Here is a 25,368-nt window from a genome sequence, read left to right on the forward strand (position 1 = left end):
GGGCGCACATATGGTGGAGCACCATAGTTCGGGGGCAGCCTATGCGCGTGGCCTCTATGCCCGTGGGGAGTGGCGAGCGGGTGCGGCCGCGCGGAACGTGACCTTCACGCCGGGTCCGACCGCCCCGCGCCGTTGCGCTGTACGGCGACGACCGCCGCGTCGTCCTGCAGCGCCCCCCGCACATGGCGTTGCAGGTCGTGCCGGAGCTGCCGTACGACGCTCTCCGGGTTCGCCCAGGTCCACTCGGCCGCGCGCTGCGCGAGGGGGAAGAAGGCGCCGTCGGGGTCGCGCGCCTCGGTGATCCCGTCGGTGCACAGCAGGATCACGTCGTCGCCGTCGAACGCGTAGGCGCGCGGCCGGAAGGAGCGGGTGCCCAGCAGGCCCAGGCCCAGGGGAGGGTCGGGCTCGGTGTCGCAGGTGAGGACGCGGCCCCCGTGGTGCAGGAGCGCGGGCACATGGCCGGAGTTGATGAGCAGGGCGGGGCCGGGGGCGTCGGGGACCTCGACGACCGCGGCCGTGGTGAAGAACTCCGTGGTCTCCTCTGGCCGCGCCGTCTCGGCGGTGCTCGCGGACACCCGGGCGTCGAGGTACGCCATCAGCTCGCCGAGCCCGGTGATGCGCGGGGCCGCCTCGCGGAACACGCCGAGCAGCAGTGCGGCGTCTCCCATGGCGGTGATGCCCTTGCCCATGACGTCACCGATCAGCAGCCGGGTGCTGTGGGAGGTGCGCACGGCCGCGTAGAGGTCCCCACCGATGAGTGCGTGGTCCTCGGCGGCCAGGTACAGCGACTGCACGTTCAGCGGGCCGACCCGTCGGGGAAGCGGGCGCAGGACCGCCTGCTGGGCCGCCACGGAGACCCGCCTGACCTGGCCCAGCTCACTGGCCCGCTGGTCCTGGAGATGGCGGGCCAGGCTCACCAGGGCGGTGATGACGGTGATGGCGATGGTGTGTGCGACCACGTTCTCCATGGCCACCGGCGTCGGCTGGAGGCTGGTCGCCACCTGCGCCCCAACCGCCAGCGCTCCGATCGCACAGGTGGCCAGGGGCCCGGCGAAGGAGGCGGTGACCGCGGGGGCGACGACCAGCAGCGCGCCCAGATGCACCTCCGCAGGCGCCAGCACGTCGGCCAGCACGATCGCGACGATCAGGGCGAGCGGAAAGGCCAGTGCGCCGTGCGGTCGCGTCGCGCCCAGGGCGCTTGCCACCCGTGTCCGCGGCCCGTTCTCTCCTGCCCGCACAGCCCCTCCTTCCTGACCTGTGTTGAATTGTGGCATTTGCCTGATTGGCTGTCATATCGGACAGGTGCCTCCTCGCCGGACCGCAACCGCGGCCGGCCCGGGCGGGTACGCCCGGCCGCGAGGTGTGCCCTGAGAGGTGTGCCCTGCGAGGTGCGGGCAGATCGTGGCCGCCGCGCCGCCCCCGGTGCCGCAGGGGCGCACACGGCCACCGCGGCGGGCGGTGCCGCCCGGCGGCCCCTTGGCCGCGCCCGCCGACCGGGCCGCCACCCCGTGGGAGCGGCTACCGCGCCGCTTCCCGCGCCCTCGACCGCGCTCCGCCAGGACCTCGCGCGTCCTGGGCCCCCTTCGCGCCGCCCGGGGCGCGCAAAGAACTACTAAAGCGCTTGAGTGCAAGTGTGCTAAAGCGCATTAGCCCGCTTCTCAGTGTGGCCTTCGGAACGGCTCTGACCAGGCCGTAGACCCCTTCCCTGGGTTTCCGCCGGCAGTTGCGTATTGACTTCAGGCGCATTGCATTGCAATGTCTGCTCGTCGAACGTCGATGGTGCGGAACCCCGAGGCGCCATCCCGGTCACCGTCCGCGCGGGAAAACCTCGCGCTCCGGTTCCCCCCGACTGCGCCGTATGCGCGGGAGCGCTCGACGCAGCCGGCATCCGACAGCGCCGACGCTCCCGACAGCGCCGAAGAGCATGGGCCCCTTGCCTCCGAGGAGCACGCAACCGATGCACGGTCACCCGCAGTTGATCCTCGACCGCCTGGAACGGGTACGGCCCGAGAGGGGCGCACCCGCCGTGCACACGCCCCTCGCACAGGTGCAGATGGCGGCCTGGCACGTCGACGGCGACGGCGAGCCGGTCCTGGCTGCCCACGCGCTCGGCCCTGCCGCTCCGGCGGGGCGGAAGCCACCGGTCCACGAGCCGCTGGGCGTCGGTGAGACCTGGGGCCCCGCCGGGGGCACGACATGGCTGCACGCCTCGGGCACGGTGCCCGAGGCGTCGCCCGGCGTGCTGGAGCTCGTCCTGGACCTGTCCCGCAAGGACCATTCCGCCGGCGGTCAGTGCGAGGGGCCGGTGCACCGCGCGGACGGCGGTGTCGTCGAGGGCCCGCGTCCGCGCGGCGGCCCGGTGCGGCTGCGCGGTCCCGGCGCGCCGGGGGACCTGCCGGCCGGCGGCGGTTCCTTCGAACTGGACGTGGAGGCCGCGGCCAACCCGCTGGTCCTGGGACCGCCCCCGGGCTTCCTGTGGCCGTTGATCACCCTTTCCGGCCAGGACCACCGCACGCCGACGGCCGGTCTCAGCCGGCCGCGCGGCACCTTCTGCGACGATCCGCGCGTGGTGGCGGCCGGTACCGTCGTCGCCCCCGTGCCGATCATCGTGTTCTTCACGGCGTTGCAACGGTACTTCTTCCGCGGCATGGAATCCGGAGGGCTCAAGGCATGACCGCCACCCCCACCGCTCGCTTCGGCGTGAACTACACGCCGTCCCGCGACTGGTTCCACACGTGGCTCGCGCCCGACTGGGACTCGATCCGCCGCGACTTCGACGGCATCGCCTCGCTGGGCCTGGACCACGTGCGCATCTTCCCGCTCTGGCCCGTGCTCCAGCCCAACCGCACCCTCATCCGCTCCCGGGCGCTCGACGACGTCCGGACGATGGCCGAGCTGGCGGCGGCCGCCGGGCTCGCCCCCGCGGTCGACGTCATCCAGGGCCACCTGTCGAGCTTCGACTACCTGCCGGCCTGGCTGACGACGTGGCACGCGCGCAACATGTTCACGGACGCCGAAGCAGTCCAAGCGCAGGCCCGACTGGTGGGCGCCGTGCACGAGGCGGTGTCGGACGTCAGGGGCTTCATCGGCCTGACGATCGGCAACGAACTCAACCAGTTCTCGGACCGCCCCCACCCGAACGCGATGCGCATCGGACCGGCCGAGGCGGAGCACTGGCTCGGCACGCTGCTCGCCGCCGTGCCCGCCGCCTCGCCCGGCCTGCGCGCGCACGCCGTGTACGACGCAGCCTGGTACCTCGACGGGCATCCGTTCCTGCCCGCGCAGGCGAGCCGGCTCGGCGACGTCACGGTCATCCACTCGTGGATCTTCAACGGCACGGCACAGCACTACGGCGGCCTGTCACAGGAGAGCGTCCGGCACGCCGAGTACCTCGGCGAGCTGTCCCGCGCGTTCGCCGCGGACGTGCACCGGCCCGTGTGGCTCCAGGAGATCGGTGCGCCGCTCAACTGCCTGACCGCCCGGCAGGCACCGGACTTCTGCGAATCGGCCGTGCGCCACGCGGCCGCCACGGCCGACTTCTGGGGCGTGACCTGGTGGTGCTCGCACGATGTGCACCGCGACCTCGGCGACTTCCCCGCCCTGGAGTACTCGCTGGGGCTCCTCGACTCCGACGGGGCGGTCAAACCCGTCGGCCGGAGGTTCGCGGACGTCGCCGCCGAGCTGCGCGCATCCTCCCCCGCCGCGGCACCGGCGCGCGGCACGGCGGTGGCGATAGCCGTGGACGACGACGACACACCGCTCTCCCGTGCCGCACTGGCGCCGGGCGGCGCCGCCTTCACGGCGTGGCACGACCTCGTACGGGCCGGTGAGCGCCCGACGTTCGTCACCTCGCGGACCGCGGCCGACCCCGCCGCGCTCCGGGCCCGCGGTGTGACGAGCGTCGTCGTGCCCGGTACGGCGGGTCGGAGCGTGTACACCGCGGTCAGCGAGAGCGACGCGGCCGCCGGCAGTTGACCCGGCGACGGCCCGCACACCGCCGTCGGCCGACGGCAGGCGGTACCGGCGGCCGACCGCCGCGGACAGCGGCCCGGGCCGATGCCGCAAGGGTCCGCCCACCCGCCCGCGGCAGGCACCGGCCCGGGCCGCCCGACCTGCCCCGGCCCGCCCGGCCCAACGAGAACCATGGCACCCCGTCAGACCGGCGACCGCACCCCCACCCTGACCGAGGGCTCCTGGGACCTCGCCGCCTACCGCAGGAAGGACCTGCCCGTCGACGCCCGGGTCGCCGACCTGATCGGCCGGATGACCCTCGCGGAGAAGGTCGGCCGGCTCAACCAGCGCATGTACGGCTGGGACGCCTACCGGCGGCAGCCGCCGGTAGGCGGAGCCCGCACGCAGCAGGGCGCCGCCGGCTCCCCGGGCAGCGACACCGTGACGTCCGCGAGCGGCAGGACCTACGAGCTGACCGACGCGCTCAGGGCCGAGGTGGCACGCTTCGGCGGGCTGGGCGCGCTGTACGGCCTGCAGCGGACCGACGGCTGGTCGGGAGTGACGCTCGGCACGGGCATCGCACCCGCCGACGGTGCCGAGGTCTGCCGGCTCGTACAGCGCCACGTCGTCGGCCACTCGCGCCTCGGCATACCGGCGCTGTTCGTCGAGGAGGCACCGCACGGCATCCAGGCGCCCGGCGCCACCGTGCTGCCCGTGGGACTCGCCGCCGCGTCGGCCTGGGACCCGGCCCTCCACGAGGAGGCGGCGCGCGCGGTGGCCGCCGAGCTGCGGCTGCGGGGTGCACACGTGGCCCTGGTCTCGGGTCTCGACGTGCTCCGGGACCCGCGCTGGGACAGGTCGGAGGAGACGTACGGAGAGGACCCGGTCCTGGCGGCGGAGATGGTGCGGGCCGCGGTCGTCGGCATGCAGGGCCCTCCCGGCGGGGACCGCGAGCCCTTCGGGGCGCGGAGCGCGGCCGTGGTGGTCAAGCACGCGGCAGGGCAGGGCAGGGCGCGGCGACCGGCGGCCGCAACTGGGCCGCCACCGAGATCGGCTGGCGCGAACTGCACGAGATCCACCTGCCTTGGTACGGGCCGCGGTGGCCGCCGGGGTGGCGGGGCTGATGGCCGCCTACACCGAGGTCGACGGACTGCCCTGCGCGGCGAGCAGCCGCCTGCTCACGGACGTGTTCCGCGGCGAGCTGGGCTTCACCGGACTCGTCATGGCGGACGGCACCGCCCTCGACCGCCTGGTGCGACTGACCGGCGACCTGCTCGTCCAGGGCAGGCCGCACGTCATGGGCGAGGTCCTGGACGCCTCGTCGGCCGTCCTGTCGGTGTTCTACCCGGGACCCGACGGCGGTCTCGCCCTTGCGAAGGTGCTCCTGGGCCTCGCGGAGCCGGCCGGCCGGCTCCCGGTCTCCGTACCGCGGACGGCCGCCGGCCTCCCGGTTGGCGTACAACCAGAAGGACCACCCCTACCGCGGCTACGTGGACGCCGACGCCTCGCCGCTGTTCCCGTTCGGGTACGGCCTCGGCTACGGGCGGCTCTCCCTCGGCACGCCCGTCATCACGGCCGGCGCGGACGGCGACGGGGGCGGGCCTGGCGGATCTCGGCCCGGGCGCTGCGCCGGGGCGCCACCGTCGACTGCTCGGTGGAGGTCGCCAACACCGGGCCGACCAGGACGTCCACCGTCGTGCAGCTCTATCTGCGGCGGCTGACAGCCACGAGTTGGCCGCGCGTCAGGAACTGCGCGCCTTCGCACGCGTCACCCTGGACGCCGGCACCACCACCGTCGTTCGGCTGCGGCTGGGCGGCGACGACCTCGCCGCCGTCACGCGCGACCTCCGGTTCGCCGTGGAGCCCGGGCGCTACGAGGTCGAGGCCGGCGAGTCGAGCGGCGCGCTGCGGGCGGCCGTGCTCGACATCGTGTGACCGCGCGGGCGGGGCGGGACACGGACGGCAGCGCCGAACGGGGTGCGGCCGGGTGCGTTGGCGCCTTGCTCCGATTGGCGGCTGCCGCGGTTTGCGGGTGCCGGGGCGGAGTGATCCATTGAGTCGGACACACCGGCACGCCCGTCGGGCCCCCGGCCCGCCGCGGGCCACGGCGCTCCGGCTGCCCGGGCGGGCGGAGCCGTCCGTGCCGGGAGGCACGAGAGCACGGAGGGGCCCGTGAGGCTGCTGGCGCGCACCATGCGACCGGTGGGAAGGCGCTGAGCGATGGCGGAGTTCGACCGCGGGCCGACCGACGGCCTCGCCGCACTGTTCGCCCGGGTGCCCGACCCGCCCGTCACGTCGGCGTTCTGGTTCGACTGGGGGCCGGTCTTCTACCGCGGCCGGCTCGACGGCTCGGCCCGGGTGCTGATCGTCGCCTCGGACCCCGGGCCCACCGAGCGGATCGCCGGGCGCAGCCTCGTAGGCAACGCCGGCCAGCGGGTGCAGGGCTTCCTCACCAAGCTCGGTCTGACCCGCTCCTACGTCTGCCTCAACGCCTGGGCGTACGCCCTCCATCCGGGCGAGGCGTCCGCGATGGAGGGGCGGCTCGGCGAACCGGCGCAGCGGCAGTGGCGCAACAGCGTCTTCGACCGGGCGACGGACACCACGTTGCAGGCCGTCGTCGCGATGGGGTTCCTGGCCCAGGAGGCCGTGCGGCTGTGGACCGCACGGCCCCCGGTCACGCTCGTCGAGGTGCCCCACCCGTCCAACCCGAACACGGCGGCGCTGCTGGACGCCTGGCGCGACGCCGTCGCACTGCTGCGTCCGCTCGTGACGCCGGACGAGGACGGCGACAACACAGGACCCACCTACGGCACCGCCTTCGAGGAGTCCGACTACGGCGCGATCCCCCGCCGTGACCTGCCCTTCGGCGCCCCGGCGTTCCTGGGCGACGACGCCTGGGTGCGCGCCGGGCCGGGCGGGGCGCAGAATGCCGTCCGACGCCCGTCTCCCGACGACGGGCACACGCTGATCTGGAAGGCGCCGGGCTGATGGCGCTCGTGCTGCGGGGCACCGTCGTCACCTTCGACAGCGACCACCGGATCCTCGACCCCGGCGCCGTGTACGTCGGCGACGACGGACGGCTGGCCGCCGTGCGGTCGGCCGGACAGGATCCGCCCGCCGGGTTCTCCGGCGCACCGCGCATCGACACGGGCGCGCTGATCCTGCCCGGTCTGATCGACCTCCACAACCACCTCGCCTACAACACGATCCCGCTCTGGGAGGCGGCGGGCGTCCCCTATCTGCACCACGACCGGTGGGTCGGTGAGGACCAGCCGCCCGGCTACTCCGCCTCGGTCACCTGGCCCGCCAAGGTGCTCCTGCAGGCCGCACCCGAGGCGCTGATCAAGTACGTCGAGGTCAAGGCGCTGATCGGCGGCACCACGGCCATCCAGGGCGCCCCCCGCTCGACGCGGCCCGTCGACGGCTGGCTCCTGCGGGTCATCGACAACGAGAAGCTTCCGGCGGGCACCGACATGGTGATGACCGCGGCGCTCCAACTCGATCCCGGTGTGCTGCGCGACGACCGGGCGGCGAAGCTCGACGGCACGCGCCTGCTCATCTACCACGTCGCGGAGGGCAGGCCGGGATCGATCGTCCACCGCGAGTTCGACGAGTTGGAGCCGTGCCTGAAGCCCGGCCTGGTCGGCGTGCACGGCACCGCACTGACCGCCCCCGACTTCCACAAGTGGCAGCAGGCGGTGGCGGCGGTCGACGCCGCCGAGAAGGGCACCCTCGTGTGGTCGCCGTTCTCGAACTACTGGCTCTACCACGCGACGACGGACGTCGTCGCGGCCCACGGGAAGGGGCTGCGGATCGCGCTCGGCTCCGACTGGTCGCCGTCGGGGACCAAGCACGTACTCGGCGAGCTCAAGGTCGCCGACGCCGTCAACCGCCATGTGCTCGGCGGCAGCTTCAGCGACCGCGACCTGTGCGACATGGTCACCGCCAACCCCGGCGACGCGCTGGCCACCGCCTGGGGGCCGCAGGTGGGACGCCTCAAGCGGGGCAGCGCCGCCGACCTGCTCGTGCTGGAGCGCCACGACCCGGCGCGGGACGCGTACCGCAACCTGATCAACGCGACCGAGCGCCACGTACGGCTGGTTCTGGTGCGCGGCAGACCGTTCTACGGAACGTCCGCGTTGATGGCTGCCGCCGGGGCGGGGGACACCGACCCGCTCACGGTGGCCGGGCTGAAGCGCCGCGTGGCGGTGCGCCAGCCGGACCGGGCCGACGCCCGGCTCGACTGGCCGGGCGTCAGACGTGCGCTCCGCACGGTCCGCGACGATCCGGTGGCCGCCTGGCACGACTCGCAGGACGCGCTCGCGTCCTGGGGCGGGCCGCTCGACGATCCCGATGCGCCGCTCGCACTCTTCGGCGACATGCCGGAAGGCGATCTGGGGGCGTTCGCCGCCGCCGAGGAGGTCCCGCCGGACCTGGTCGTCCCGCGCCCGGACACGCTGACCCACGACGCGGCCTACTTCGCCGCCGTGGCGCGCAGCGGTGTGCCCCAGCTCCAGCACCTCGCGGGCTACTACACATGAGCCCGGCCCTCGCACAGCCGGCCCGGGCCCTGCCGGAGTCGATCGGACTCGACGAGTTCGTCCGGCGGGCCGACGCCGATCCGCTGCCGCTCGCGGCCCGCTACCAGCTCGTGGCCGCCGCCCGCGTCCTGCTCCAGGAGCTCTACGTGCACCTTCCGCTCAAGCGGGCGATGCACGCCACCGATCCGGTCCAGGCCCTGCGGCTGCTGGAGCACCGCCTCGCCCCGCTCAGCGAACCGCAGTTCCACTGCGAACTCGCGGGCGTCTTCCGCGGGCTGCACGACCTGCACACCGTCTACCAACTGCCCGAGCCGTACCGGGGACACGTGGCGACGCTCGGCTTCCTCGTCGAGCGCTATGCCGACCGGGACGGGACGCCGCACCACGTCGTCTCCAGGATCGAACCCTCGCTCGTGCACGCCGGCTTCGACGTCGGTGCCGAGCTGAGCACCTGGAACGGGGTCCCGATCGAGCGTGCGATCGAGCGGAACGCGGCCGCCCAGGCGGGCTCCCACCGCGACGCCCGCCTGGCACGCGGCCTGGAGTCGCTGACGCTGCGCCCGCTGCGGACCGGGCCTCCGCCCGACGAGCACTGGGTGCTGCTGTCCTACCGCACCCCCGGGGGCCGCCGCCGCGAGACGCGTGTGCCGTGGCGCGTGCGCGCCGTCGAGCGGCACGCCGGACGCGTGCAGGACCCCGTTCCGACGCTCTCGACGGGCCTCGGCATCGACACCGGCAGCGAAGCGACCCGCCACATCAAGCGCGCGCTGTTCGCGCCGCCCCGGCGGCGGCGCCCGGCCGTGCGGACCCGTGGCGGTGTCCTCGACCACCGGACGTTGCGGCGCCGCGGCCGCCCGTACGGCTACCTGCGCATCTTCTCGTTCAACGTCGCCAGCGCGCGGCTGTTCGCCGAGCAGGTGGCGCGGATCGCGGCGTGCGCCCCTGCGGGAGGGCTGATCGTGGACATCCGGGGCAACCCGGGGGGCCACGTCCCGGCCGCCGAGTCCGCCCTCCAGGTGCTGAGCGGCAGCCCCGTCGTCCCGGTGAGCTTCTCGCTGCCGACCACGCCCGCCGCGCTCGAACTGGCGCGGTCCCACCCGGGCTTCGGAGGCTGGGCGAACTCGATCCGCGACGCGCTTCAGACCGGCGAGCCGTACTCGCAGGGGTTCCCGCTCACCGACCCCGAAACGATCACCGCCGGGCTGCCGCGCCACGCCGGCCCCAAGGTCCTGATCACCGACGCGCTGTCCTACTCGGCCGCCGACATCTTCGCCGCCGGGTTCCAGGACAACGGCCTCGGGCCGGTCCTCGGCACCGCGCCGCGCACCGGCGCCGGCGGCGCCAACGTGTGGACGCACGAGCTGCTGCGGGTATGGCTGCCGGAGCTGCTCGGCGACCTGCCGCGCGGCGCCGGGTTCCGCGTCGCGCTGCGGCGCGCCACGCGGGCGCGCGGCAACGTCGACGTCCCGCTGGAGGACCTCGGCGTACAGGCCGACGAGGTGCACCGGTTGACCAGGCGCGACATCACCGGGCGCAACCAGGACCTGCTCGCGGCGGCCGCCGAACTGCTCGGGTGAGGCCGCGCCCGGCCCTGCGCGCGCCCGGCCCTGCGCGCGCCCGGCCCTCCGCGCGCCCGGCCCTCCGCGCGCCCGGCCCTCCGCGCGCCCGGCCCTCCGCGCGCCGGGGGCCACCCGGCAGGTTGGCGGCCGCCGGGCGACCGGTCCCGCGCACGCGTGCGGACGCCGCTACGTGATCTTCCGCGGCACGGCACCCGTATGCGTGTCGAGATGGACCGACAGCTCCGCGTTCAGCGGCTCCGTCGCCCTCACCTCGCCGTCCACCCAGGCCAGCGGCACGTCATGGCCCGGGACCATGACGATGGACGGATCCTGCCGCATCATCGACCGGAGCCGCTCGACGCTGGCGCGGCTCGCCGCGAAGTCCAGCGAGGAGTGCACGTCCCCGGTCGCCAGCTCGAACCGGTTCTTGACGGCGTCGCCGGCGAAGAGCACATCGCCCCCGGAGACCCTCGCCCGGTAGCACATGTGCCCCGGAGTGTGCCCGGGAGCGGCGACGGCCCTGATGCCGGGGACGACTTCCGCCCCGTCCTCGACGGTGCGCACACGGTCGCCCAGCTCAAGGAGCCTGCGCACATGCAGGTCCGCGACCAGTGGCGTCCCTGGCGGCTGCTGCGAGGCCCACTCCAGCTCCGCACGGCCCACCGTCATGGTGGCGTGGGGGAACATAGTGAAATTCCCTATGTGGTCCCAATGGAGGTGGGTGGTCAGAACATCCGTGACATCGGACGGGCTGATCCCGCGCCGCGCCAGCTCCCGGTGCAGTATCTCCAGGTACGCGGGGTGACCGGCGTCGACCACGACGGTCCGTGTTCCGTCCCTCAGGACGGAGACGCTGCACCATCCCAGCCCGCCGTGCGTCGCCGTCGTCCCCGGGAATCCGCGAACGAGGACATCGAGTTCGTACGTGCCGTTCACTTTCTCTCCTACCCCTTGCACAACGTCACCTGCCGGCGGCCTGCGCCGGTTGCAGCGGGCGCTTCGACATCGTCCAGGTGACCCCCGCGCCGACCAGGAGCAGACCTCCCGCGACCAGGAACGGGACGGTGTAACTGCCGGTCCAGTCGACCAGGTAGCCGGTGACGATCGGAGCGAGCAGGCCGAAGACGTTACCGCCGACACCGGTCAGCGCGAACGCGCGACCGCTCGACGCCTTGTCCACGATGAGATCGCTCGTCAGCGCCCAGTTCAGCGTGATCGCGGCGGTGTCCATGATGAGCACCCAGGAGATCAGGGCGATGACACCGGCGGTGCTGGTGATCCAGGGCAGCGCCAGCAGGGGCAGCGTCAGCAGCATCACGCAGGCGACCGCCTTGCGCCGCCCTCCTCGCCGCACCTCCGCCTTCCTGAGGGCCCGGTCGCTGATCCGTGCGGCGATCACACTGCCCACGGCGGCGATCCCGTAGGTCAGACCCGTGACCCAGCCGGAGCTGAGGATCTTCAGGTGGCGCTCCGTGACGAGGTACAGCGGCAGGAAGCTCAGGAAGAGGTAGCTGGTGTAGACACCGCACCCCTGCGTGATCATCAGCCCCCAGACGGTCCTGGTCCGCAGGAGCCCCCCGATGCTCATCGCAGCGGTCGGCGGCTTCTCCTCCGCGGTCGCGGCGCCCTCGCGCTCGGCCAGGATCATCGCCCGCTCGCCCGGGCGGAGCCATCTGGTTCTCTCCGGGGAGTTGTACGCCAGGTACCAGATCACGCCGACCAGGAGTCCGGCGCCGCCCTCGACGAGGAAGGAGCCGCGCCAGCCGAGCTCCACCACGAGGTAGGCGGCGACGACCGCGCCCACCGCCGGCCCCACCACCGTTCCGGCGTTGAGCGTCCCGGTGAAGATGCCGCGCTCCTTCGCCGGCGCCCACTCGCGCACGGCGAGGTTGCCCGCCGGGAACGTGCTCGATTCACCTGCGCCGAGGAGCAACCGCGCCACTATCAGGGTGCCCATTCCCACGGCGAGCCCGGTGAACAGCGCACCGAGGGACCACACGATGACGGAGAGGGCGAGCACCAGGCGGGCGCCGCGCCGGTCGGCGATGATGCCCACCGGGATCAGGACCACCACATAGGCCCAGTTGAAGATCGACGTGGCCAGACCGAACTCGCCGGTCGACAGGCCGAACGCCTTGATGACCTCGTCCCCGGCCACGGAGAAGTTCACCCGGTCCATATAGCCGAGGCACACCACCAGCCCGAGGACGAGGGCGATGACGTATCGCCGCCGGCCCGGGGAGACCGAGGTCGATGCGGGGCTCGTTCCAGTAGCCGGCCCACTGGCACTCTTGAGGGACATCTTTGTCACTTCCTTCAGCCGGTTGCGAAAGATCCCGGGCGGCTCATTCGCCGACGCGGGTTGCACTCGCCAGATCGAGCGAGATGCCGGAGGCACGCAGACGGTCGGCGGCGGCCTGCGGAAGACCCCGATCGGTGATGATCCGATCGAATCGCCGCAGGGCCACGACGTCGTACATGCCGAATGTTCCGAATTTCGAGCTGGTGACGGTGAGCACGGCCTCGGAGGCGGCTTCCAGCGCCGCCAGCTTGACATCGACCTTGGCCTCGGACGGGGTGGTCACGCCCCTTGTGATGTCCCAGGAACTGGCACTGATGAAAGCGATATCCGTATTGACCTTGCGCAGTGTCTCCGCGGCCAGCCTGCCGACCGCGGAGCGGTTCGCGTGTTCGAGCCGGCCGCCGGTGTGGATCGTTTCGACGTGTTCGGCACTCATGAGCTGTTCGACGATGACGAAGTCATTGGTGATGACGGTCATACCGGTACGCGCACGGATGGCGGGTACGAGCGCGCCCGTCGTCGTTCCGGCGTCCAGATAGACGATCATGCCGTCGTGCAGCAGCGTCTCGGCGACGCCCGCGATGGCCGCCTTCTCCTCCGTCTCACTGACCGACTTGGCGGCGAAGGCCGGTTCGGAGCGCACCACGCCCGCCAGCCGGACCCCGCCGGGCACCGAGCTGACACGGCCCTCCCGCTCGAGTGCGGAGATGTCCCGGCGCACGGTCATGTGCGAGACGCCGAGCATCTCCGTGAGCTGGGCGACACTGAGGATGACATCGCGGTGCAGCAGTCTGATCAGCTTCTCGCGCCGCTGCTCCGGAATGAGATTGGTCTCCACGTCGGCCATGGGGGTCCCCGTTTCTCGACAGTTCCTGGTGTGTGCCCGCGGAATTGGTCAGCGCCCTACCGGCCCGGTGCGGGGCCGAGCTGCTTGCGCAGTGCGCTCAGGGCCGCGTACGCCTTGTCCCGGTAGGCGACCAGGGCGGCCGCTTCGTCCGCCGGGACATCGAGGAAACCCCGCCCGCTCTTGAGGCCGAGATGCCCGGCCCGGACGGTCTCGGTGAGCAGTTCCGGCGCCGCGAGGCGTTCGCCGTACTCGGCGGCCAGGCTTTCGTAGGACGCCGCATAGACGTCGAGCCCGGCCATGTCCCCGATGGCGAAGGGACCGAAGAGCGCGAGGCGGAACCCGAAGGTGTTGCTGACGACGGTGTCGATCTGCTCGGGAGTCGCCAGACCCTCCTCGACGACGCGCACGGCTTCCTTGTAGAGCGCGAACTGGAGCCGGTTGGCCACGAAACCCGGGCTGTCCGACACCCGGGCGGGGTTCTTTCCCGCCGCGGCCACAAGGGCCTCGGCGGTGTCGACGGCCGACGCGGCGGTGCCGGCGGCGGGGATGAGCTCGACCCCGGGGACGAACGGGGCGGGGTTCATCCAGTGCACCCCGAGAAAGCGCTCGGGGTGCACGACCGCCGCCGCGAGCTCCTCGATCGGGATCGCCGACGTGTTGCTCCCGATGATCGTCGACGGGGCGGCCGCACCCGAGACACGGGCGAGGACGGCCTTCTTGACCTCTCGGCTCTCGAAGACGGCTTCTGTGACGTAGTCCACACCGGCCACCGCCGCCTCGATGCTCTCCGCGGCACTCAGCCTTGCGGTGATCGTCTCCACGGCGCCCGGCTCGAACAGCCCGCGCTCCACGAAACGAGCGGCCTCGTCGATCAGACGGCGGCGCGCGGCCTCGGCACGTTCGGCGTCGACGTCACCGAGCACGACATCGATCCCGGCCAGGGCGAGGACCTGCGCTATCCCGCCGCCCATGTAACCGGAGCCCACCACGGCCGCGCGCCCGACCGCGGTCGGCTGCGCGCCGCTCCCGTCCACCGATGACTGGTTCACGAATCGACCCTCCTGTGGTGCCCGCACGCGACACGCGGGCGTTGGACACGGCCGAAACGCGACGTCAGCGCCGCGTGGCACACCCGGCCTGATGGGGCGTGTGCTACGACCGCGAGCGGACTCTACACGAGGGTTCACACATACGGACACCCTGATAACATTTTTTCACAGACTGGATCATGGAGATAACGGATTCAGCCAACCCGAGGAGAGCCGCGTGGTGCAGTGGGGCTGTATTGCCGATGACGTGACCGGTGCGACGGATCTTGCGACGAACCTGGTCGGGCAGGGGCTGCGCACGGTCGTCCTGTTCGGGCCGCCGGAGGAGGACGGGACGGAAAGGCCCCCGGCCGGGGCCCGCGGACCCGGCGCGCCCGGTGCCCTCGACGGCCTCGGCGACGTGGATGCCGTCGTGATCGCCCTGAAGTCGCGCACCGCCCCGGTCGACCGGGCCGTGCGGCAGAGCCTTGCCGCCGCTCGCCTGCTGGAGGCGGTCGGCTGCGACCGCTTCTACGTGAAGTACTGCTCCACGTTCGACTCGACCCCGGCGGGAAACATCGGGCCCGTCGTCGACGCCCTCATGGAACATCTCGGCGAGACGGTGACCATCGTGGTCCCGAGCTTCCCCGACGCGGGGCGCACGGTGTACCTCGGGCATCTCTTCGTCGGTGACGACCTCCTCGACGAGAGCCCGATGCGGGATCATCCGCTGACTCCCATGCGCGATTCGAGCCTGCCGCGGCTCCTCGCACCCCAGACCTCCTCCGAGGTGGCGCAGATCACACTGCCCACGGTCCGCTCGGGACCGCAGGCACTCGCGTCCGCACTGGAGTCCCTGCGCACCCCCGGCGGCCGGGTGGCGGCCGTGCTCGACGCGATCACCACGGACGACCTCAGGACGATCATGGAGGGAAGCCGGGCGCTGCGGATCGTCACCGGGGGTTCCGGACTCGCCCAGGGGCTGGCACCGCTGGAGAACGCCCGAGCACGCGACATCACCGTGCGGCCGGGGCTGCGCGCCGTCCTGTGCGGGAGTGCCTCGCAACGCACCCGCGAACAGGTGGCGCACGCCCGCGACCGCCTGCCCTGGCGCAAGCTCGACCCGCAAGTCCTGCGCACGGCGTTCGACCGGGCCGTCGCCGACATCGTCCGATGGGCGCGGGAGCTGTGGGCCTCGGACGAATCCGCCACACCGCTCGTCTATTCGGCCGACTCACTCGCCGACGTCGTGCACGACGCGCCGGGTCGGGACGCGGAGTCATCTGCCGAACTGGTCGAACGGGCCATCGCGGCGATCGCGCGCGGCTTCGTGGACGCGGGCGTGACCCAACTGATCGTCGCGGGCGGGGAGAGCTCCGGCGGGGTCCTGGCCGGCCTGGGCGTGACCCGGCTGCGAGTCGGACCGGAGATCTCCGCGGGAGTCACCTGGGGAGCCGCCCTGACACGGGGCGGTGCGCTCCTCAACGTCGCACTGAAGTCGGGCAACTTCGGGCCGGTCGACATGTTCACCACGGCCTGGCGCGAGCTCGGCCGCACATCCGGGCAAGAGGGGAAGGTCAGCGCGAAGTGATAGCACCGAAGACACGACAGGAACTGGTGGACGCGGGAGCCAGGATCGCCGCCGCCGGAATGAGCCCCGGCTCGTCCGGGAACATCAGCATGCGTGAGGGGGACCGCGTCGTCATGTCGCCCACCGGTGCCGACCTCGCCGCGCTCAGAGCGGACGAACTCTCCGTCCTCGATCTCGGCGGCACCCTCCTGAGCGGGCCGCGGCCGTCGAAGGAGTTCCCCTTCCACCGGGCCTTCTACCGGCGTGCCCCCGCCACGGCCGCCGTCGTCCACGTGCACTCGCTCAAGGCCACTGCCGTGTCGTGCACCCCGCCGTGGTCCGCGCACAGCGCCGTCCCCCCGCTGACACCGTATTTCGTGATGCGCGTGGGCCAGACCCCGCTCATCCCCTATGCGGACCCCGGCGACGCAGCACAGGCCGACGCGATCGAGGCCCTGCGGTTCCCGTTCCGCGCGGCTCTGCTCCAGAACCACGGCTCCATCGCGGCCGGCACCACCATCCACGAGGCCGTGGAGACCGCCGTCGAGCTCGAACAGACCTGCGCGGTCCTCCTCAGCCTCGGCGAGAAGCGCTTCCAGCCCCTGGAGGCGGCCGCTGTGTCCAGGCTCGCCGAGCGGTACTCCTCGCCGTGGACCTGACCGGGCGTGCCGCACCGCGAACGCCGAGCGGCCCGAGGCCGACGGCCCCTCGACGGGCACAGGTCGGCCGCCCGGTCCGAGGGGGAGTTCTTACGAAACGGTGACCGCCCCCACCGGTGCGAAGTGGCGCACGGGGAGTCGGGGCCGTCCCCCGGCACGATGGCGCCTGCAGGTTGCGCGCGCATCCGGCGCGCGCGACCCGAACCGAGGAGTTGCCAGTCATGATCAGTCGACGGACCGTCTCCGGAGTGCTCGCCGTGGGTCTCGCGGCGACCGCGGGGGCCGTGGTCCCGGGCGGCACAGCCTCCGCCGCGGGAGCAGGAGGGCCGGGCGGCACCACCCGGCAGCGCACCACGGCCGCGGGCGCCACCCGCCGTCCCGGCCGCCGGGTGCGCAACGTGGTGCTCGTCCATGGTGCGTACGCGGACGGTTCGTCCTGGTCGGACGTCACCGAGCGGCTGCAGAGCGCCGGAATGAACGTCACCGCGGTGCAGAACCCGCTGACCTCGCTCGCCGACGACGTCGCCGCCACCGAGCGGGCCCTCGCCCTGCAGGACGGCCCGACCGTGCTGGCCGCCCACTCGTGGGGCGGCACCGTCATCTCCCAGGCGGGGCTGGCCCCGAACGTGACGGGACTGGTCTACGTGGCCGCGCGGGCGCCGATGGCGGGAGAGGACTACACCGCGCTGGCCGGCCGGTTCCCCACCCCGCCCGCCAACGCACAACTGGTCGAGTCCGGCGGCTTCAAGCAACTGAGCCGGGAGGGCTTCCTCGACGACTTCGCCAACGGCGTCCCCCGCCGCCGGGCGCTTGCCCTCTACGCCGCACAGGGCCGCATCGCCGACTCGCTCTTCCCCGGCTCGACGACGACGGCCGCCGCCTGGCAGCACCTGCCGACCTGGTACGCGGTCTCGAAGAACGACCGGACCACGGCACCGGAGCTGGAACGGTTCCTCGCCGCCCGGATGGGAGCCACCACCATCGAACTGGCCGCCGGTCACCTGTCGATCGTCACGCACCCGGACGACATCGCCCGGCTCATCCTGCAGGCCGCCGACCACCCAGCCTGACGCCAGGCCCCGCGGTACGGGCCCGCCCGGCAGGCTCACCGGCGTCCGCGGCGCCCGGCGGCGGGGCGGCAAGGGGTGCCGCGGGGGCCGGACGGGCATGCCGGTCCGGCCCCCGGTCCGCTGAGCCGACGCCCGGTCAGGATGCGGCCGGTGCGCCGAGGGCCCGCCGCAGCACGGCCAGTCCGTCGGTGTGGATGCCGCGGAAGAGGGCGACTGCTTCCGCCTCGGCCACGCCGACCGCTGTGAACGAGCCGCTCCACTGCACCGTCGCGGCGTCCTGGCCCGGCACGTCGCGCACGGTCAGCGTGCCGACCACCCGCCGGCCGGCCGAGAGGCGATCACTCCGGCCGACCTGCACGGGCGGCCGTGGATCGCCGTGGAGAACTCGGAGGTCCCGGCCTGGCGGGATGCCTTCATCGCGACCAACGCAGCCGCCGGGTCCACCCCGGAGGTCCGCCTCGAAGCCGCCGAGCCACTGACCGCACCGGGCCTCGTCATCTGCCGGACCGGGCCTCGCACTCGTCCAGAAGAGTATGCTCCGCAACGCCACGGACGGCGTCACCGTACGCGAACTGCCCTGGTACGACGCCCCCATCGCCTCCGGGCGGCCTGGCCGCGTCGATCTGCGCCCTGTCGTGGCGTCCCTCCGCGCCCTGGCGCTGCGCGACGCGCAGACGGGGACGGGCCGAGGACCGTCGCCGAGGCGCCGGACACCGGCACACGGGGCCTGCCGTGCCGGGTCAGGACCGTGGGATCCGCCCTGTCAGAAGGAGACTGCCATGGCCAAGCTGATCTACTCGTGCCCGGTGTCGCTGGACGGCTGCGTCGCCGACGAGAACGGCGACTTCGACTGGGCCGTGCCGAGCGAGGAGGTCCATGCGTTCATCAACGACCTCCAGCGTCCGGTCGGCACCTACCTGTACGGACGCCGTATGTACGAGACCATGCTCGGCTGGGAGACCGGCCCCGCGCCGGCCGCCCGATCGGCGGTCACGCGCGACTTCGCCGACCAGTGGCAGGCGGCCGAGAAGATCGTGTACTCCACGACCCTGCACCGGGTCTGCACGGGCAGGACACGGCTCGAAAGGACCTTCGACCCCGACGCGCTCCGGCAACGGAAGGCGGCATCGGACCGCGATCTCACCGTGGGCGGCCCCGGGCTCGCCGCGCACGCGGTCAGGGCCGGGCTGGTGGACGAGTACCAGCTCTTCGTCGTTCCCACCGTCGTCGGAGGCGGGAAGCGCTTCTTCCCGGCCGGGGTCCGGGTCGGGCTCGACCTCCTGGAGGAGCGCCGTTTCGCAGACGGCACGGTCCACCTCCGCTACCGCGCGGTGCACTGAGGGCCCTGGGCACGCGCGTCCGCCGGGGGAGGCGGTGCACGTCGCTCCCCGGCCCCGCCCGTTCGGGGCGGGGCCACCGAGCGCCCTCGGCGAAGCCGCCTACCCCCATCCGCGCGTGCCTGCCGTACCTCGGTGCCGGGTTCGGGCCACCCGCCTTCGACCGGCCCGCAACCGGTCCCGGCACCGTACGGAGCGCAGGGCCCCGGGACCGACCTCACCTCACGGACGCACTTCGGAGGCGAACGGCACCGAGGCCGCCGCCGGAGCCCGGGTCGTCGCAGCCGCCGGGTGGGACCACAGCCCCGCCCCGGCCAGCAGGGGCAGCACGCCCTCGCCGAACCAGTAGGACTCCTCCACGTGCGGGTGGCCGGACATGACGAACTCGTCGATGCCGAGCCGGTGGTACTCCGCGATACGGTCGGCCACCTCGCGGTGGCTGCCCACCAGTGCCGTGCCGGCGCCGCCGCGCACCAGGCCGATGCCGGCCCACAGGTTCGGCGAGACCTCCAGGCCGTCGCGGTTGCCGCCGTGCAGGGCAAGCATCCGCCGCTGCCCCTCGGACTCGCTGCGCGCGAGTCCCGCCTGGACGGACGCGATCGCCTCCGGCGAGAAGCCGTCCAGCAGACGCCGCGCCTCGGTCCACGCCTGGTCGGCGGTGTCCCGGGTGATCACATGCAGTCGGATGCCGAACCGCAGGGTGCGGCCCTTCTCCGCGGCCAGCGCCCGGATCCAGGCGATCTTCTCGGCGACCTGCTCCGGTGGTTCGCCCCACGTCAGGTACACGTCGCTGTACCCGGCCGCGACAGCACCGGCCGCGGGGGACGAACCGCCGAAGTAGACGGGCGGCACCGGGTCGGGGACGCGGGCCAGTTGCGCGCCCTCGACCCGCAGGTGCTTGCCGTCCAGGGAAACCGGCCCGCCCTGCCACAGGCCGCGGACGATGGACAGGAACTCACCGGTCCGCTCGTAGCGGGCCTCCTTGTCCAGGAAGTCCCCGTACGCGCGTTGCTCGTGGCTCTCGCCGCCCGTCACCACGTTCAGCAGCAGCCGGCCCGGTGCGTGCCGCTGGAAGGTGGCGGCCATCTGTGCGGCGAGCGTCGGCGAGAGGAAGCCGGGTCGGAAGGCGACGAGGAACTTCAGCCGCTCGGACTCGCGGGCGAGCATGGCCGTCGTGAGCCAGGCGTCCTCGCACCACGCGCCGGTCGGGGTGAGCGCGCCCACGAAACCCAACTGCTCGGCGGCGCGGGCGATCTGGGTGAGGTAGCCGAGATCGGCGGGGCGCTGCCCGCCGGCGGCACCGGCGGGCATGCCGTGCCCGCCGCCGACGACATGGCGGCTGTCCCCGTAGGTGGGCAGGAACCAGTGGAAGGTGAGACTCAACGAACTCTCCAGACGCCGAGACGGGAAGGCGCCCCGGTGCTCCGGGGCGGGACGGGGGCGGGGCGCGGGGGACGGCGGTGGCGACGAGGCCGTGGCGCACCACCGCTGACCGCCGGCGCACCACCGCGGACCGCGGCGCGGTGGCCGCGCGCCGTTCGGGACGTACCGGCCGACGTGCCTGCCGCCTCGGGCCCGCTGCGCACGGCACCACGGGGCGACGGCACGGGGCCCGCACGGCCCGGAACACAGCCTGGCGCCGGGGCGGTTCCCGGTTGGGCCGACGGGGGAGAAGGATCCGGCGACGGGCGTGGGCCCCGTGGGCCGGCGCCGTGCGGCGGTATTTCCCTCAGACCGGAAAGAGGAAAGCGCAGGCGGCAGAAGGGACTGGTGACCTAATTCAGCCCGCGCTGCGACACAGGGCGCTGGAAACCCGTACGAGATCGACGTGGCGCCGCCGGGTCAGTTGACCCAATTTCCGCATCGGCCACTCACCGCCTCTCGCAGGACAGCGAATCGTTGCCGATTCACGCTGTCGTTCCACCCTGTGCCCCGGAGCGTACAGGCCGCCCGCTCTCCGGCATATTCGGGTTATTCGACGTGGTGATAGGGTTTCCCTTCCAGCGGGCCGGGGAAGACCTGGATGCCATGCGGATCGAACAGCTCGAGTACATCGAGGCCGTGACCCGTCTGGGCTCCCTGCGCCGGGCCGCCGAGGCCCTGCACCTGTCCCAGCCGGCCCTGAGCGAGACGGTCCGCAACCTGGAGCGCGAGCTCGGCGTGACCATCCTGGACCGCAGGCGCTCGGGAGCGCGGATCAGCACCGAGGGTCGCGAGTTGCTGCCGCACATCGTCGGCGTCCTGGAAGCGGTCGACAGACTCCGCCGCGTGGCCGACGAGCAGCACCACACCAGCCGGATGATCCGGCTCGGCACGGTCAACGCCGCCACCGTCCCGCTGCTCGTCCCCACCATCCGCACCTTCCGCGCCGCCCATCCGGGGACACAGGTGGAGGTGGTCGGTGCCCAGGAGTCCGTCATCCACCGCGAGCTGCTGGAGGGCGGCCTCGACCTCGGCCTCGTCAACTACCTCCAGGGCGACGACAAGCCGCCCGGGTTCCACACCACCGAACTGCTGCGCGGCCGGCCGGTCGCCTGCATCCGGTCCGACAGCCCGCTGGCGGCCAGGAGCCGGATCTCCGTCGGCGACCTCCTCGGCGAACCGCTCATCGTGATGCGCTCCGGCTACGTCATGCACCGCTATGTGCACCGGCTCCTCGAAGGGCGCGGGCCCCGCTTCTCGTATTCCACCGACGGGGCGGAAATGGGCAAACTGATGGTCGCGGAGGGCCTCGGCACCACCGTGCTGCCCGATTTCAGCGTCCGCGGCGATCCGCTGGAACGCGCCGGTCTGATCACCTGCCGACCCCTCGACGTCGACGACACCGCGGTCCTGATGGTGATACAGCGCCCGCTTTCCGGTTCCGTTCCGATGGCGGTCCGGGCGCTTCACACGATGTTCATGGAGAACGCCGAGAACTACACGCGCGACGGCGACCGCACCGGCGGCCCCGTGCCCGACTCGCACTGCTTGCCCGACTCCTGCGGCGAATGCGTGGCAGCCGAAAGGGCTGTGCAGGAGGAAGGAATCCAGGACGACCGGGAAGCGGGAGCAGTCGGGAAATCCTCACCGGCAAAGGAGTTCCTCGGCGGTCCGGAAATGCGCACGGGCCGGGGGGCCTTCGGCAGTCGAGAAATCCGCACAGGCCCGGGGATCCGCGAAAGCCCGGGGGCCGGGGGAGCGGGCGGGGTGGGCAGAGCCAGCCGCGGCGAGGAAGCGGCGCAGCCCGGGACGCCGTTGCATCCGTGGACTGAGGACTGAGGACTGAGGGCTGAAGGCCCCGCGGCGCGCCCGCGCCGTTTGCGCCCGCGCTGTTGGCGCGGCGGTACGGCAGGGCGCGCGGCGAGACGGTACGGCAGGGTGCCCGGCGAGGCGCTGCACGAGCGCATGTCCGCCGCGCCCGCCTTCCGACCGCCGCGCCCGCCTGCCGACCACCACGGCCGCCGCCCCCGCCACGGCGGGTCCGCCGCCAAACGGCCGGGGCACCGGTGCGGGACCCGTTCCGTCGCACCGCGGCGGGGCCGGTGACCGGGGCCCGGCCGCCGGCGCGATCGCCCTGTCCTAGGCCCCGGCTCCGTCCGCGCCCGCCGACTCCAGCGCCAGCGTCGCGAAGGTGGCGAGCCAGTGGTCGCTGGCCCAGGTGCCGGTGGCCACGAACGGCAGTGCGGCGGTGAGCTGGTCAGCGGCAGCGGCGGACAGCACGGCCACCCGCGGGTCGCCGGCCGGCAGCGCGCGCCCGATCGAGGAGAGGGCCGCCGCGCGGCTGAGGCCCAGCCCCAGCAGATGGCCGATCTGCGGGTCGGCCGGGTCGGAGACCACGGGCGGGGTCAGCAGACCGGCGGGCCGCCCCTCGGCCAGGCCCGGCAGGAAGCCGGTCAGCCACTCGGCGAACTCCGCCTCCGGCAGGATCCGGCGCACCGCGTCGGCCTCGGTGAGCGCCGGGGAGAGGAAGTCCTGGCCGGAGGGCTCCCAGGCGGCCGGGTAGTCGCGATCGGCCAGGAACCAGCGGCGTACGGCATCGGTCGCCGCCTCGGTGGCGGTACCCGAATCGAGCAGCAGCCCGAGCGCGAAGGCGCTGTTGGTGTGCACCCCGTGCCGGATCGGATACGTGGCCTTGGCCAGCCACGCCCCGGCCAGTTCCGCCACCACGTCGGCGGCGGGGCCGAGGGCCTTCGCCCACGCCTGCGCGCCCTCGACCCCGTCGGCGCTCGCGCCGGTGCACTCGGCGGCCAGCATCGCCAGCCAGGCCCAGCCGTAGGGACGTTCGAAGGTAGGGTTGGCGCGCAGATGAGCGGCCTCCGCGGCCAGCGCGCCGGCGGTGAGATGGGCGTCGAGCACCTCGCGCACGGCCTGCGTGTCGATGCCCGCGGGCGTCCTGCGCAGCAGCCGCACCAGGAGCCAGTGCATGTGCACGGAGGAGTGCCAGTCGTAGGAGCCGTAGAAGGCGGGGTGCCGGGTGCGGGGCGGGGTCAGGTCGTCGGGTCCGGTGAGGAGTTGCTGCGGGGCGTACGGGTAGGCGCGGGTGACGTTGGCGGCGGCGAGCCGGGCGAAGGCGTCGGCGTGCTCGTCGAGGGTGGTGGGACGCCGGGCGGGGTCCTGGGCGAGGGACACGTACTGCTCCGATCAGTGGGTGCGGCGGCGGTCCGCGGATGGCGGCCGGTGACGGGCGGGACCGAAGGACGGGGCCGTCATCAGAAGGCGAACAGGCACATGATGGCGATGTTGCAGCCGAGCATGGCAACCGCGGTGGGAGCCTGCGCCTTGATCGGTCCGTAGGTGTCCTTCAGTTCCAGCAGTGCGGCCGGTATGAGGTTGAAGTTGGCCGCCATCGGCGTCAGCAGGGTGCCGCAGAAGCCGCTCAGCATGCCGACCGCGAGCACCGCGGCGGGGTTGCCGTGCGCATGGAGGATGAGGACGGGCCAGCCGACCGCCGCGGTCATCACGGGGAAGGCGGCGAACGCATTGCCCATGATCACGGTGAACAGGGCCATGCCGACGCAGTACACGATGACGGCGGTGTAGGTCTGCCCGTCCGGGAGCAGGTGCTCGGTGATCCTGCCGATCTGGGTGCCGACCCCGGCGGTTGCGAAGATGGCGCCGAGGATCGCGAGCATCTGGGGCAGCACCAGCGCCCAGCCCATCGACTCCAGCATCGAACGGCCCGCGTGCACGGGGACGGACACCCGGCGCTCGTGCAGCAGGACCATGCCGACGGCGAGGGCGACGAGGGAGCCGATGCCGAGGCCGAGCAGCGTCTCGGAGTCCTTCTCCAGGATGGGCGTGCCGCCCACGCTCCAGTGCTTGACCAGCACCGAGCAGAGCACGGCCACCACCGGGATGCACAGGGCGGGGATGAACAGCTTGTTGCCGTACCGGGCGGCGAACGCCTCGCGGCGCTCCGGCGGAGTGCCCTCGGCCGTGCCGCGTCCGGTGCGGCCGAAGCCGGCGAGGGCCGCGATGACCAGTACGGCGACACCGAGCGGTTGGGCGGGCGCGCTCTTGTCCACCACCCAGGTGCTGTAGACGAAGCAGACGCCGAGCAACCCCCAGAAGGCCGCGGTGCCGTAGCGCTTGGGGTTGGTGGTGTCGCGGAGCATCTGCAGGGCCATCACCACGAAGACGGCACCGACGAGCCAGTAGAACCACTCTGCCTTGATCATGCGCCGGCCTCCTCGGACGTGGTGGCGGCGGACTTGACGGACTGTAGCTCGCGCGCCAGTAGCCGGTCCTGGTACAGCAGCCGGCCGCCGTGGATGAAGAGCGCGCAGACGGCGCTCGGGATGGCCCACAGCGCGAGCTTCAGCGGCTCCAGGTGCGTGTGGTAAGTGGCGTTGACGAACCCGGTGATCAGCAGGATCGAGCCCACCGCGAGGAAGATGTCCTCCCCGAAGAACGCGCCGACGTTGTCCGCGCTCGCCGCCAGCGACCTGATGCGCTCGCGCACCCGGTCGGGCAGGGAGCCGTACTTGCGCTCGGCGGCGCCCTCGGCCATGGGCGCGATCAGCGGGCGCACGGTCTGGGCGGGCCCGCCGATGCTCATCAGCCCGAACGCGGCGGTGACCTGCCGCAGCAGGAGGTAGAGGGCGAGGAGCCGGCCGGTGGTGAGCCTGGCGAGCCTGCTGATCAGGGCCCTGCCCTGTTCGCGGAGACCGTAGCGCTCCAGCAGGCCGATGACCGGCAGGGTGATGACGAAGACCGTCACCGACCGGCTGGAGGCGAAGTTGGTGCCGAACGTGGTCAGTATCTCGTTCGGGGACTGTCCGTCGATGCCCGCCGTGACGATCCCGGAGACCGCGACGACGAGCAGGGCGTTGCGTTTGGTGGCGAAACCGAGGACGACCACGAGTACGCCGAGCAGGACGAGCATCCGATGCCCCTTAGAGGGTTGTGCTGTTCTATGCCCCGCCGAAACGGCGAGGCGGCCTGCCCGGGAGAGTAGGAGATCGTTCAACAGTCCAACAATATGCTGGCTGTTTCTTTCTGGCGTCCGTTCCTGGCATATCG

General features: G+C 72.9%; 21 protein-coding genes and 3 pseudogenes. 13 read left to right on the forward strand and 11 right to left on the reverse strand.

Annotated features, from left to right (window positions below; translation table 11 throughout):
* Positions 1–104: 104 nt before the first annotated feature.
* Positions 105–1,238, reverse strand: coding sequence for a PP2C family protein-serine/threonine phosphatase (locus IE313_RS04585; protein ID WP_189929584.1), 1,134 nt, complete (start codon positions 1,236–1,238; stop codon positions 105–107).
* 719 nt (positions 1,239–1,957) lie between these two features.
* Here IE313_RS04585 and IE313_RS04590 point away from each other — a divergent pair.
* The 8 genes and pseudogenes from IE313_RS04590 (at position 1,958) to IE313_RS04615 (ending at position 10,069) form a co-directional block, all read left to right on the forward strand.
* Positions 1,958–2,674, forward strand: a complete 717-nt coding sequence (locus IE313_RS04590) for an ABC transporter permease family protein (RefSeq protein ID WP_189929585.1) — start codon at positions 1,958–1,960, stop codon at positions 2,672–2,674.
* Complete coding sequence (locus IE313_RS04595; protein WP_189929586.1) at positions 2,671–3,975, forward strand: glycoside hydrolase 5 family protein; 1,305 nt, start codon at positions 2,671–2,673, stop codon at positions 3,973–3,975. The genes IE313_RS04590 and IE313_RS04595 overlap by 4 nt, the downstream gene beginning before the upstream one ends.
* A 288-nt stretch (positions 3,976–4,263) precedes the next feature.
* Positions 4,264–5,236, forward strand: a pseudogene (locus IE313_RS04600) (glycoside hydrolase family 3 N-terminal domain-containing protein); the annotation flags it as partial.
* A gap of 48 nt (positions 5,237–5,284) precedes the next feature.
* Positions 5,285–5,344, forward strand: a pseudogene (locus IE313_RS36595) (hypothetical protein); the annotation flags it as partial.
* A gap of 338 nt (positions 5,345–5,682) precedes the next feature.
* Positions 5,683–5,886, forward strand: a complete 204-nt coding sequence (locus tag IE313_RS36315) for a fibronectin type III-like domain-contianing protein (RefSeq protein WP_373316924.1) — start codon at positions 5,683–5,685, stop codon at positions 5,884–5,886.
* A 285-nt stretch (positions 5,887–6,171) separates the two neighbouring features.
* Positions 6,172–6,939 (forward strand): uracil-DNA glycosylase family protein, encoded by a 768-nt coding sequence (locus IE313_RS04605; protein ID WP_189929587.1) that lies wholly within the window; start codon positions 6,172–6,174, stop codon positions 6,937–6,939.
* On the forward strand, positions 6,939–8,492 hold the full coding sequence (locus IE313_RS04610; RefSeq protein WP_189929588.1) for an amidohydrolase family protein: 1,554 nt from the start codon (positions 6,939–6,941) through the stop codon (positions 8,490–8,492). The genes IE313_RS04605 and IE313_RS04610 overlap by 1 nt, the downstream gene beginning before the upstream one ends.
* Positions 8,489–10,069: a S41 family peptidase gene (locus tag IE313_RS04615; protein ID WP_189929589.1), complete on the forward strand. Its 1,581-nt coding sequence runs from the start codon at positions 8,489–8,491 to the stop codon at positions 10,067–10,069. Before IE313_RS04610 ends, IE313_RS04615 begins: the two co-directional genes overlap by 4 nt.
* A 168-nt stretch (positions 10,070–10,237) precedes the next feature.
* Here IE313_RS04615 and IE313_RS04620 read toward each other — a convergent pair whose 3' ends face one another.
* The 4 genes from IE313_RS04620 to IE313_RS04635 are packed head-to-tail and all read right to left on the reverse strand — an operon-like array spanning position 10,238 to position 14,249.
* On the reverse strand, positions 10,238–10,987 hold the full coding sequence (locus IE313_RS04620; RefSeq protein ID WP_189929590.1) for an MBL fold metallo-hydrolase: 750 nt from the start codon (positions 10,985–10,987) through the stop codon (positions 10,238–10,240).
* 25 nt (positions 10,988–11,012) lie between these two features.
* Positions 11,013–12,353, reverse strand: a complete 1,341-nt coding sequence (locus IE313_RS04625) for an MFS transporter (RefSeq protein ID WP_189929591.1) — start codon at positions 12,351–12,353, stop codon at positions 11,013–11,015.
* 43 nt (positions 12,354–12,396) lie between these two features.
* The gene (locus IE313_RS04630) at positions 12,397–13,200 is read right to left on the reverse strand and encodes a DeoR/GlpR family DNA-binding transcription regulator (protein WP_189929592.1); all 804 of its coding nucleotides are present in this window, start codon (positions 13,198–13,200) and stop codon (positions 12,397–12,399) included.
* A 56-nt stretch (positions 13,201–13,256) separates the two neighbouring features.
* Positions 13,257–14,249 carry a 3-hydroxyacyl-CoA dehydrogenase family protein gene (locus tag IE313_RS04635; protein ID WP_229924375.1) on the reverse strand — a complete coding sequence of 331 codons (993 nt, stop codon included), beginning with the start codon at positions 14,247–14,249 and terminating at the stop codon, positions 13,257–13,259.
* Between the two features lie 217 nt (positions 14,250–14,466).
* On the opposite strand from IE313_RS04635, the gene otnK reads away from it, so the two are divergent.
* The 3 genes from otnK to IE313_RS04650 all read left to right on the forward strand — a co-directional run bounded on the left by otnK (position 14,467) and on the right by IE313_RS04650 (position 17,527).
* Positions 14,467–15,819, forward strand: coding sequence for a 3-oxo-tetronate kinase (gene otnK, locus IE313_RS04640; protein WP_189929593.1), 1,353 nt, complete (start codon positions 14,467–14,469; stop codon positions 15,817–15,819).
* On the forward strand, positions 15,816–16,457 hold the full coding sequence (locus IE313_RS04645) for a class II aldolase/adducin family protein (RefSeq protein ID WP_268256685.1): 642 nt from the start codon (positions 15,816–15,818) through the stop codon (positions 16,455–16,457). Before otnK ends, IE313_RS04645 begins: the two co-directional genes overlap by 4 nt.
* A gap of 221 nt (positions 16,458–16,678) precedes the next feature.
* Entirely contained in the window at positions 16,679–17,527 is an 849-nt protein-coding gene (locus IE313_RS04650) for an alpha/beta fold hydrolase (protein WP_189929594.1), read from the forward strand.
* Between the two features lie 136 nt (positions 17,528–17,663).
* On the opposite strand, the gene IE313_RS04655 is transcribed toward IE313_RS04650, so the two are convergent.
* Entirely contained in the window at positions 17,664–17,816 is a 153-nt protein-coding gene (locus IE313_RS04655; RefSeq protein ID WP_189929595.1) for an SRPBCC family protein, read from the reverse strand.
* Positions 17,817–18,306: 490 nt separating this feature from the next.
* On the opposite strand from IE313_RS04655, the gene IE313_RS04660 reads away from it, so the two are divergent.
* Positions 18,307–18,867 (forward strand): dihydrofolate reductase family protein, encoded by a 561-nt coding sequence (locus tag IE313_RS04660; protein ID WP_189929596.1) that lies wholly within the window; start codon positions 18,307–18,309, stop codon positions 18,865–18,867.
* A gap of 219 nt (positions 18,868–19,086) precedes the next feature.
* Here the strand turns inward: IE313_RS04660 and IE313_RS04665 are convergent, their stop codons facing one another.
* Positions 19,087–20,247 carry an LLM class flavin-dependent oxidoreductase gene (locus IE313_RS04665; protein ID WP_189929597.1) on the reverse strand — a complete coding sequence of 387 codons (1,161 nt, stop codon included), beginning with the start codon at positions 20,245–20,247 and terminating at the stop codon, positions 19,087–19,089.
* A gap of 397 nt (positions 20,248–20,644) precedes the next feature.
* Positions 20,645–20,728 (reverse strand): putative leader peptide, encoded by an 84-nt coding sequence (locus IE313_RS36320; RefSeq protein ID WP_373316925.1) that lies wholly within the window; start codon positions 20,726–20,728, stop codon positions 20,645–20,647.
* Between the two features lie 164 nt (positions 20,729–20,892).
* Between IE313_RS36320 and IE313_RS04670 the strand changes: the two are divergent.
* A pseudogene (locus IE313_RS04670) lies at positions 20,893–21,786 on the forward strand (LysR family transcriptional regulator); the annotation flags it as partial.
* Between the two features lie 639 nt (positions 21,787–22,425).
* Here the strand turns inward: IE313_RS04670 and IE313_RS04675 are convergent.
* The 3 genes from IE313_RS04675 to IE313_RS04685 all read right to left on the reverse strand — a co-directional run bounded on the left by IE313_RS04675 (position 22,426) and on the right by IE313_RS04685 (position 25,231).
* Positions 22,426–23,475 (reverse strand): DUF2891 domain-containing protein, encoded by a 1,050-nt coding sequence (locus IE313_RS04675; RefSeq protein ID WP_189929599.1) that lies wholly within the window; start codon positions 23,473–23,475, stop codon positions 22,426–22,428.
* Positions 23,476–23,555: 80 nt separating this feature from the next.
* The gene (locus IE313_RS04680) at positions 23,556–24,524 is read right to left on the reverse strand and encodes a DUF979 domain-containing protein (protein ID WP_189929600.1); all 969 of its coding nucleotides are present in this window, start codon (positions 24,522–24,524) and stop codon (positions 23,556–23,558) included.
* Positions 24,521–25,231, reverse strand: a complete 711-nt coding sequence (locus IE313_RS04685; RefSeq protein WP_189929601.1) for a DUF969 domain-containing protein — start codon at positions 25,229–25,231, stop codon at positions 24,521–24,523. Before IE313_RS04685 ends, IE313_RS04680 begins: the two co-directional genes overlap by 4 nt.
* Positions 25,232–25,368 lie beyond the last annotated feature (137 nt).

Origin of the sequence: Streptomyces sulfonofaciens (assembly GCF_014656295.1) — a bacterium.
Classification (GTDB): Bacteria; Actinomycetota; Actinomycetes; order Streptomycetales; family Streptomycetaceae; genus Streptomyces; species Streptomyces sulfonofaciens.

Bases quoted from the DNA above. Each gene is read 5' to 3' on its own strand.
- IE313_RS04590 (WP_189929585.1), top strand. From the start codon at position 1,958: ATGCACGGTCACCCGCAGTTGATCCTCGACCGCCTGGAACGGGTACGG.
- IE313_RS04595 (WP_189929586.1), top strand. From the start codon at position 2,671: ATGACCGCCACCCCCACCGCTCGCTTCGGCGTGAACTACACGCCGTCC.
- IE313_RS04605 (WP_189929587.1), top strand. From the start codon at position 6,172: ATGGCGGAGTTCGACCGCGGGCCGACCGACGGCCTCGCCGCACTGTTC.
- IE313_RS04610 (WP_189929588.1), top strand. From the start codon at position 6,939: ATGGCGCTCGTGCTGCGGGGCACCGTCGTCACCTTCGACAGCGACCAC.
- IE313_RS04615 (WP_189929589.1), top strand. From the start codon at position 8,489: ATGAGCCCGGCCCTCGCACAGCCGGCCCGGGCCCTGCCGGAGTCGATC.
- IE313_RS04625 (WP_189929591.1), bottom strand. From the start codon at position 12,353: ATGTCCCTCAAGAGTGCCAGTGGGCCGGCTACTGGAACGAGCCCCGCA.
- IE313_RS04630 (WP_189929592.1), bottom strand. From the start codon at position 13,200: ATGGCCGACGTGGAGACCAATCTCATTCCGGAGCAGCGGCGCGAGAAG.
- IE313_RS04650 (WP_189929594.1), top strand. From the start codon at position 16,679: ATGATCAGTCGACGGACCGTCTCCGGAGTGCTCGCCGTGGGTCTCGCG.
- IE313_RS04660 (WP_189929596.1), top strand. From the start codon at position 18,307: ATGGCCAAGCTGATCTACTCGTGCCCGGTGTCGCTGGACGGCTGCGTC.
- IE313_RS36320 (WP_373316925.1), bottom strand. From the start codon at position 20,728: ATGCGGAAATTGGGTCAACTGACCCGGCGGCGCCACGTCGATCTCGTA.
- IE313_RS04680 (WP_189929600.1), bottom strand. From the start codon at position 24,524: ATGATCAAGGCAGAGTGGTTCTACTGGCTCGTCGGTGCCGTCTTCGTG.
- IE313_RS04685 (WP_189929601.1), bottom strand. From the start codon at position 25,231: ATGCTCGTCCTGCTCGGCGTACTCGTGGTCGTCCTCGGTTTCGCCACC.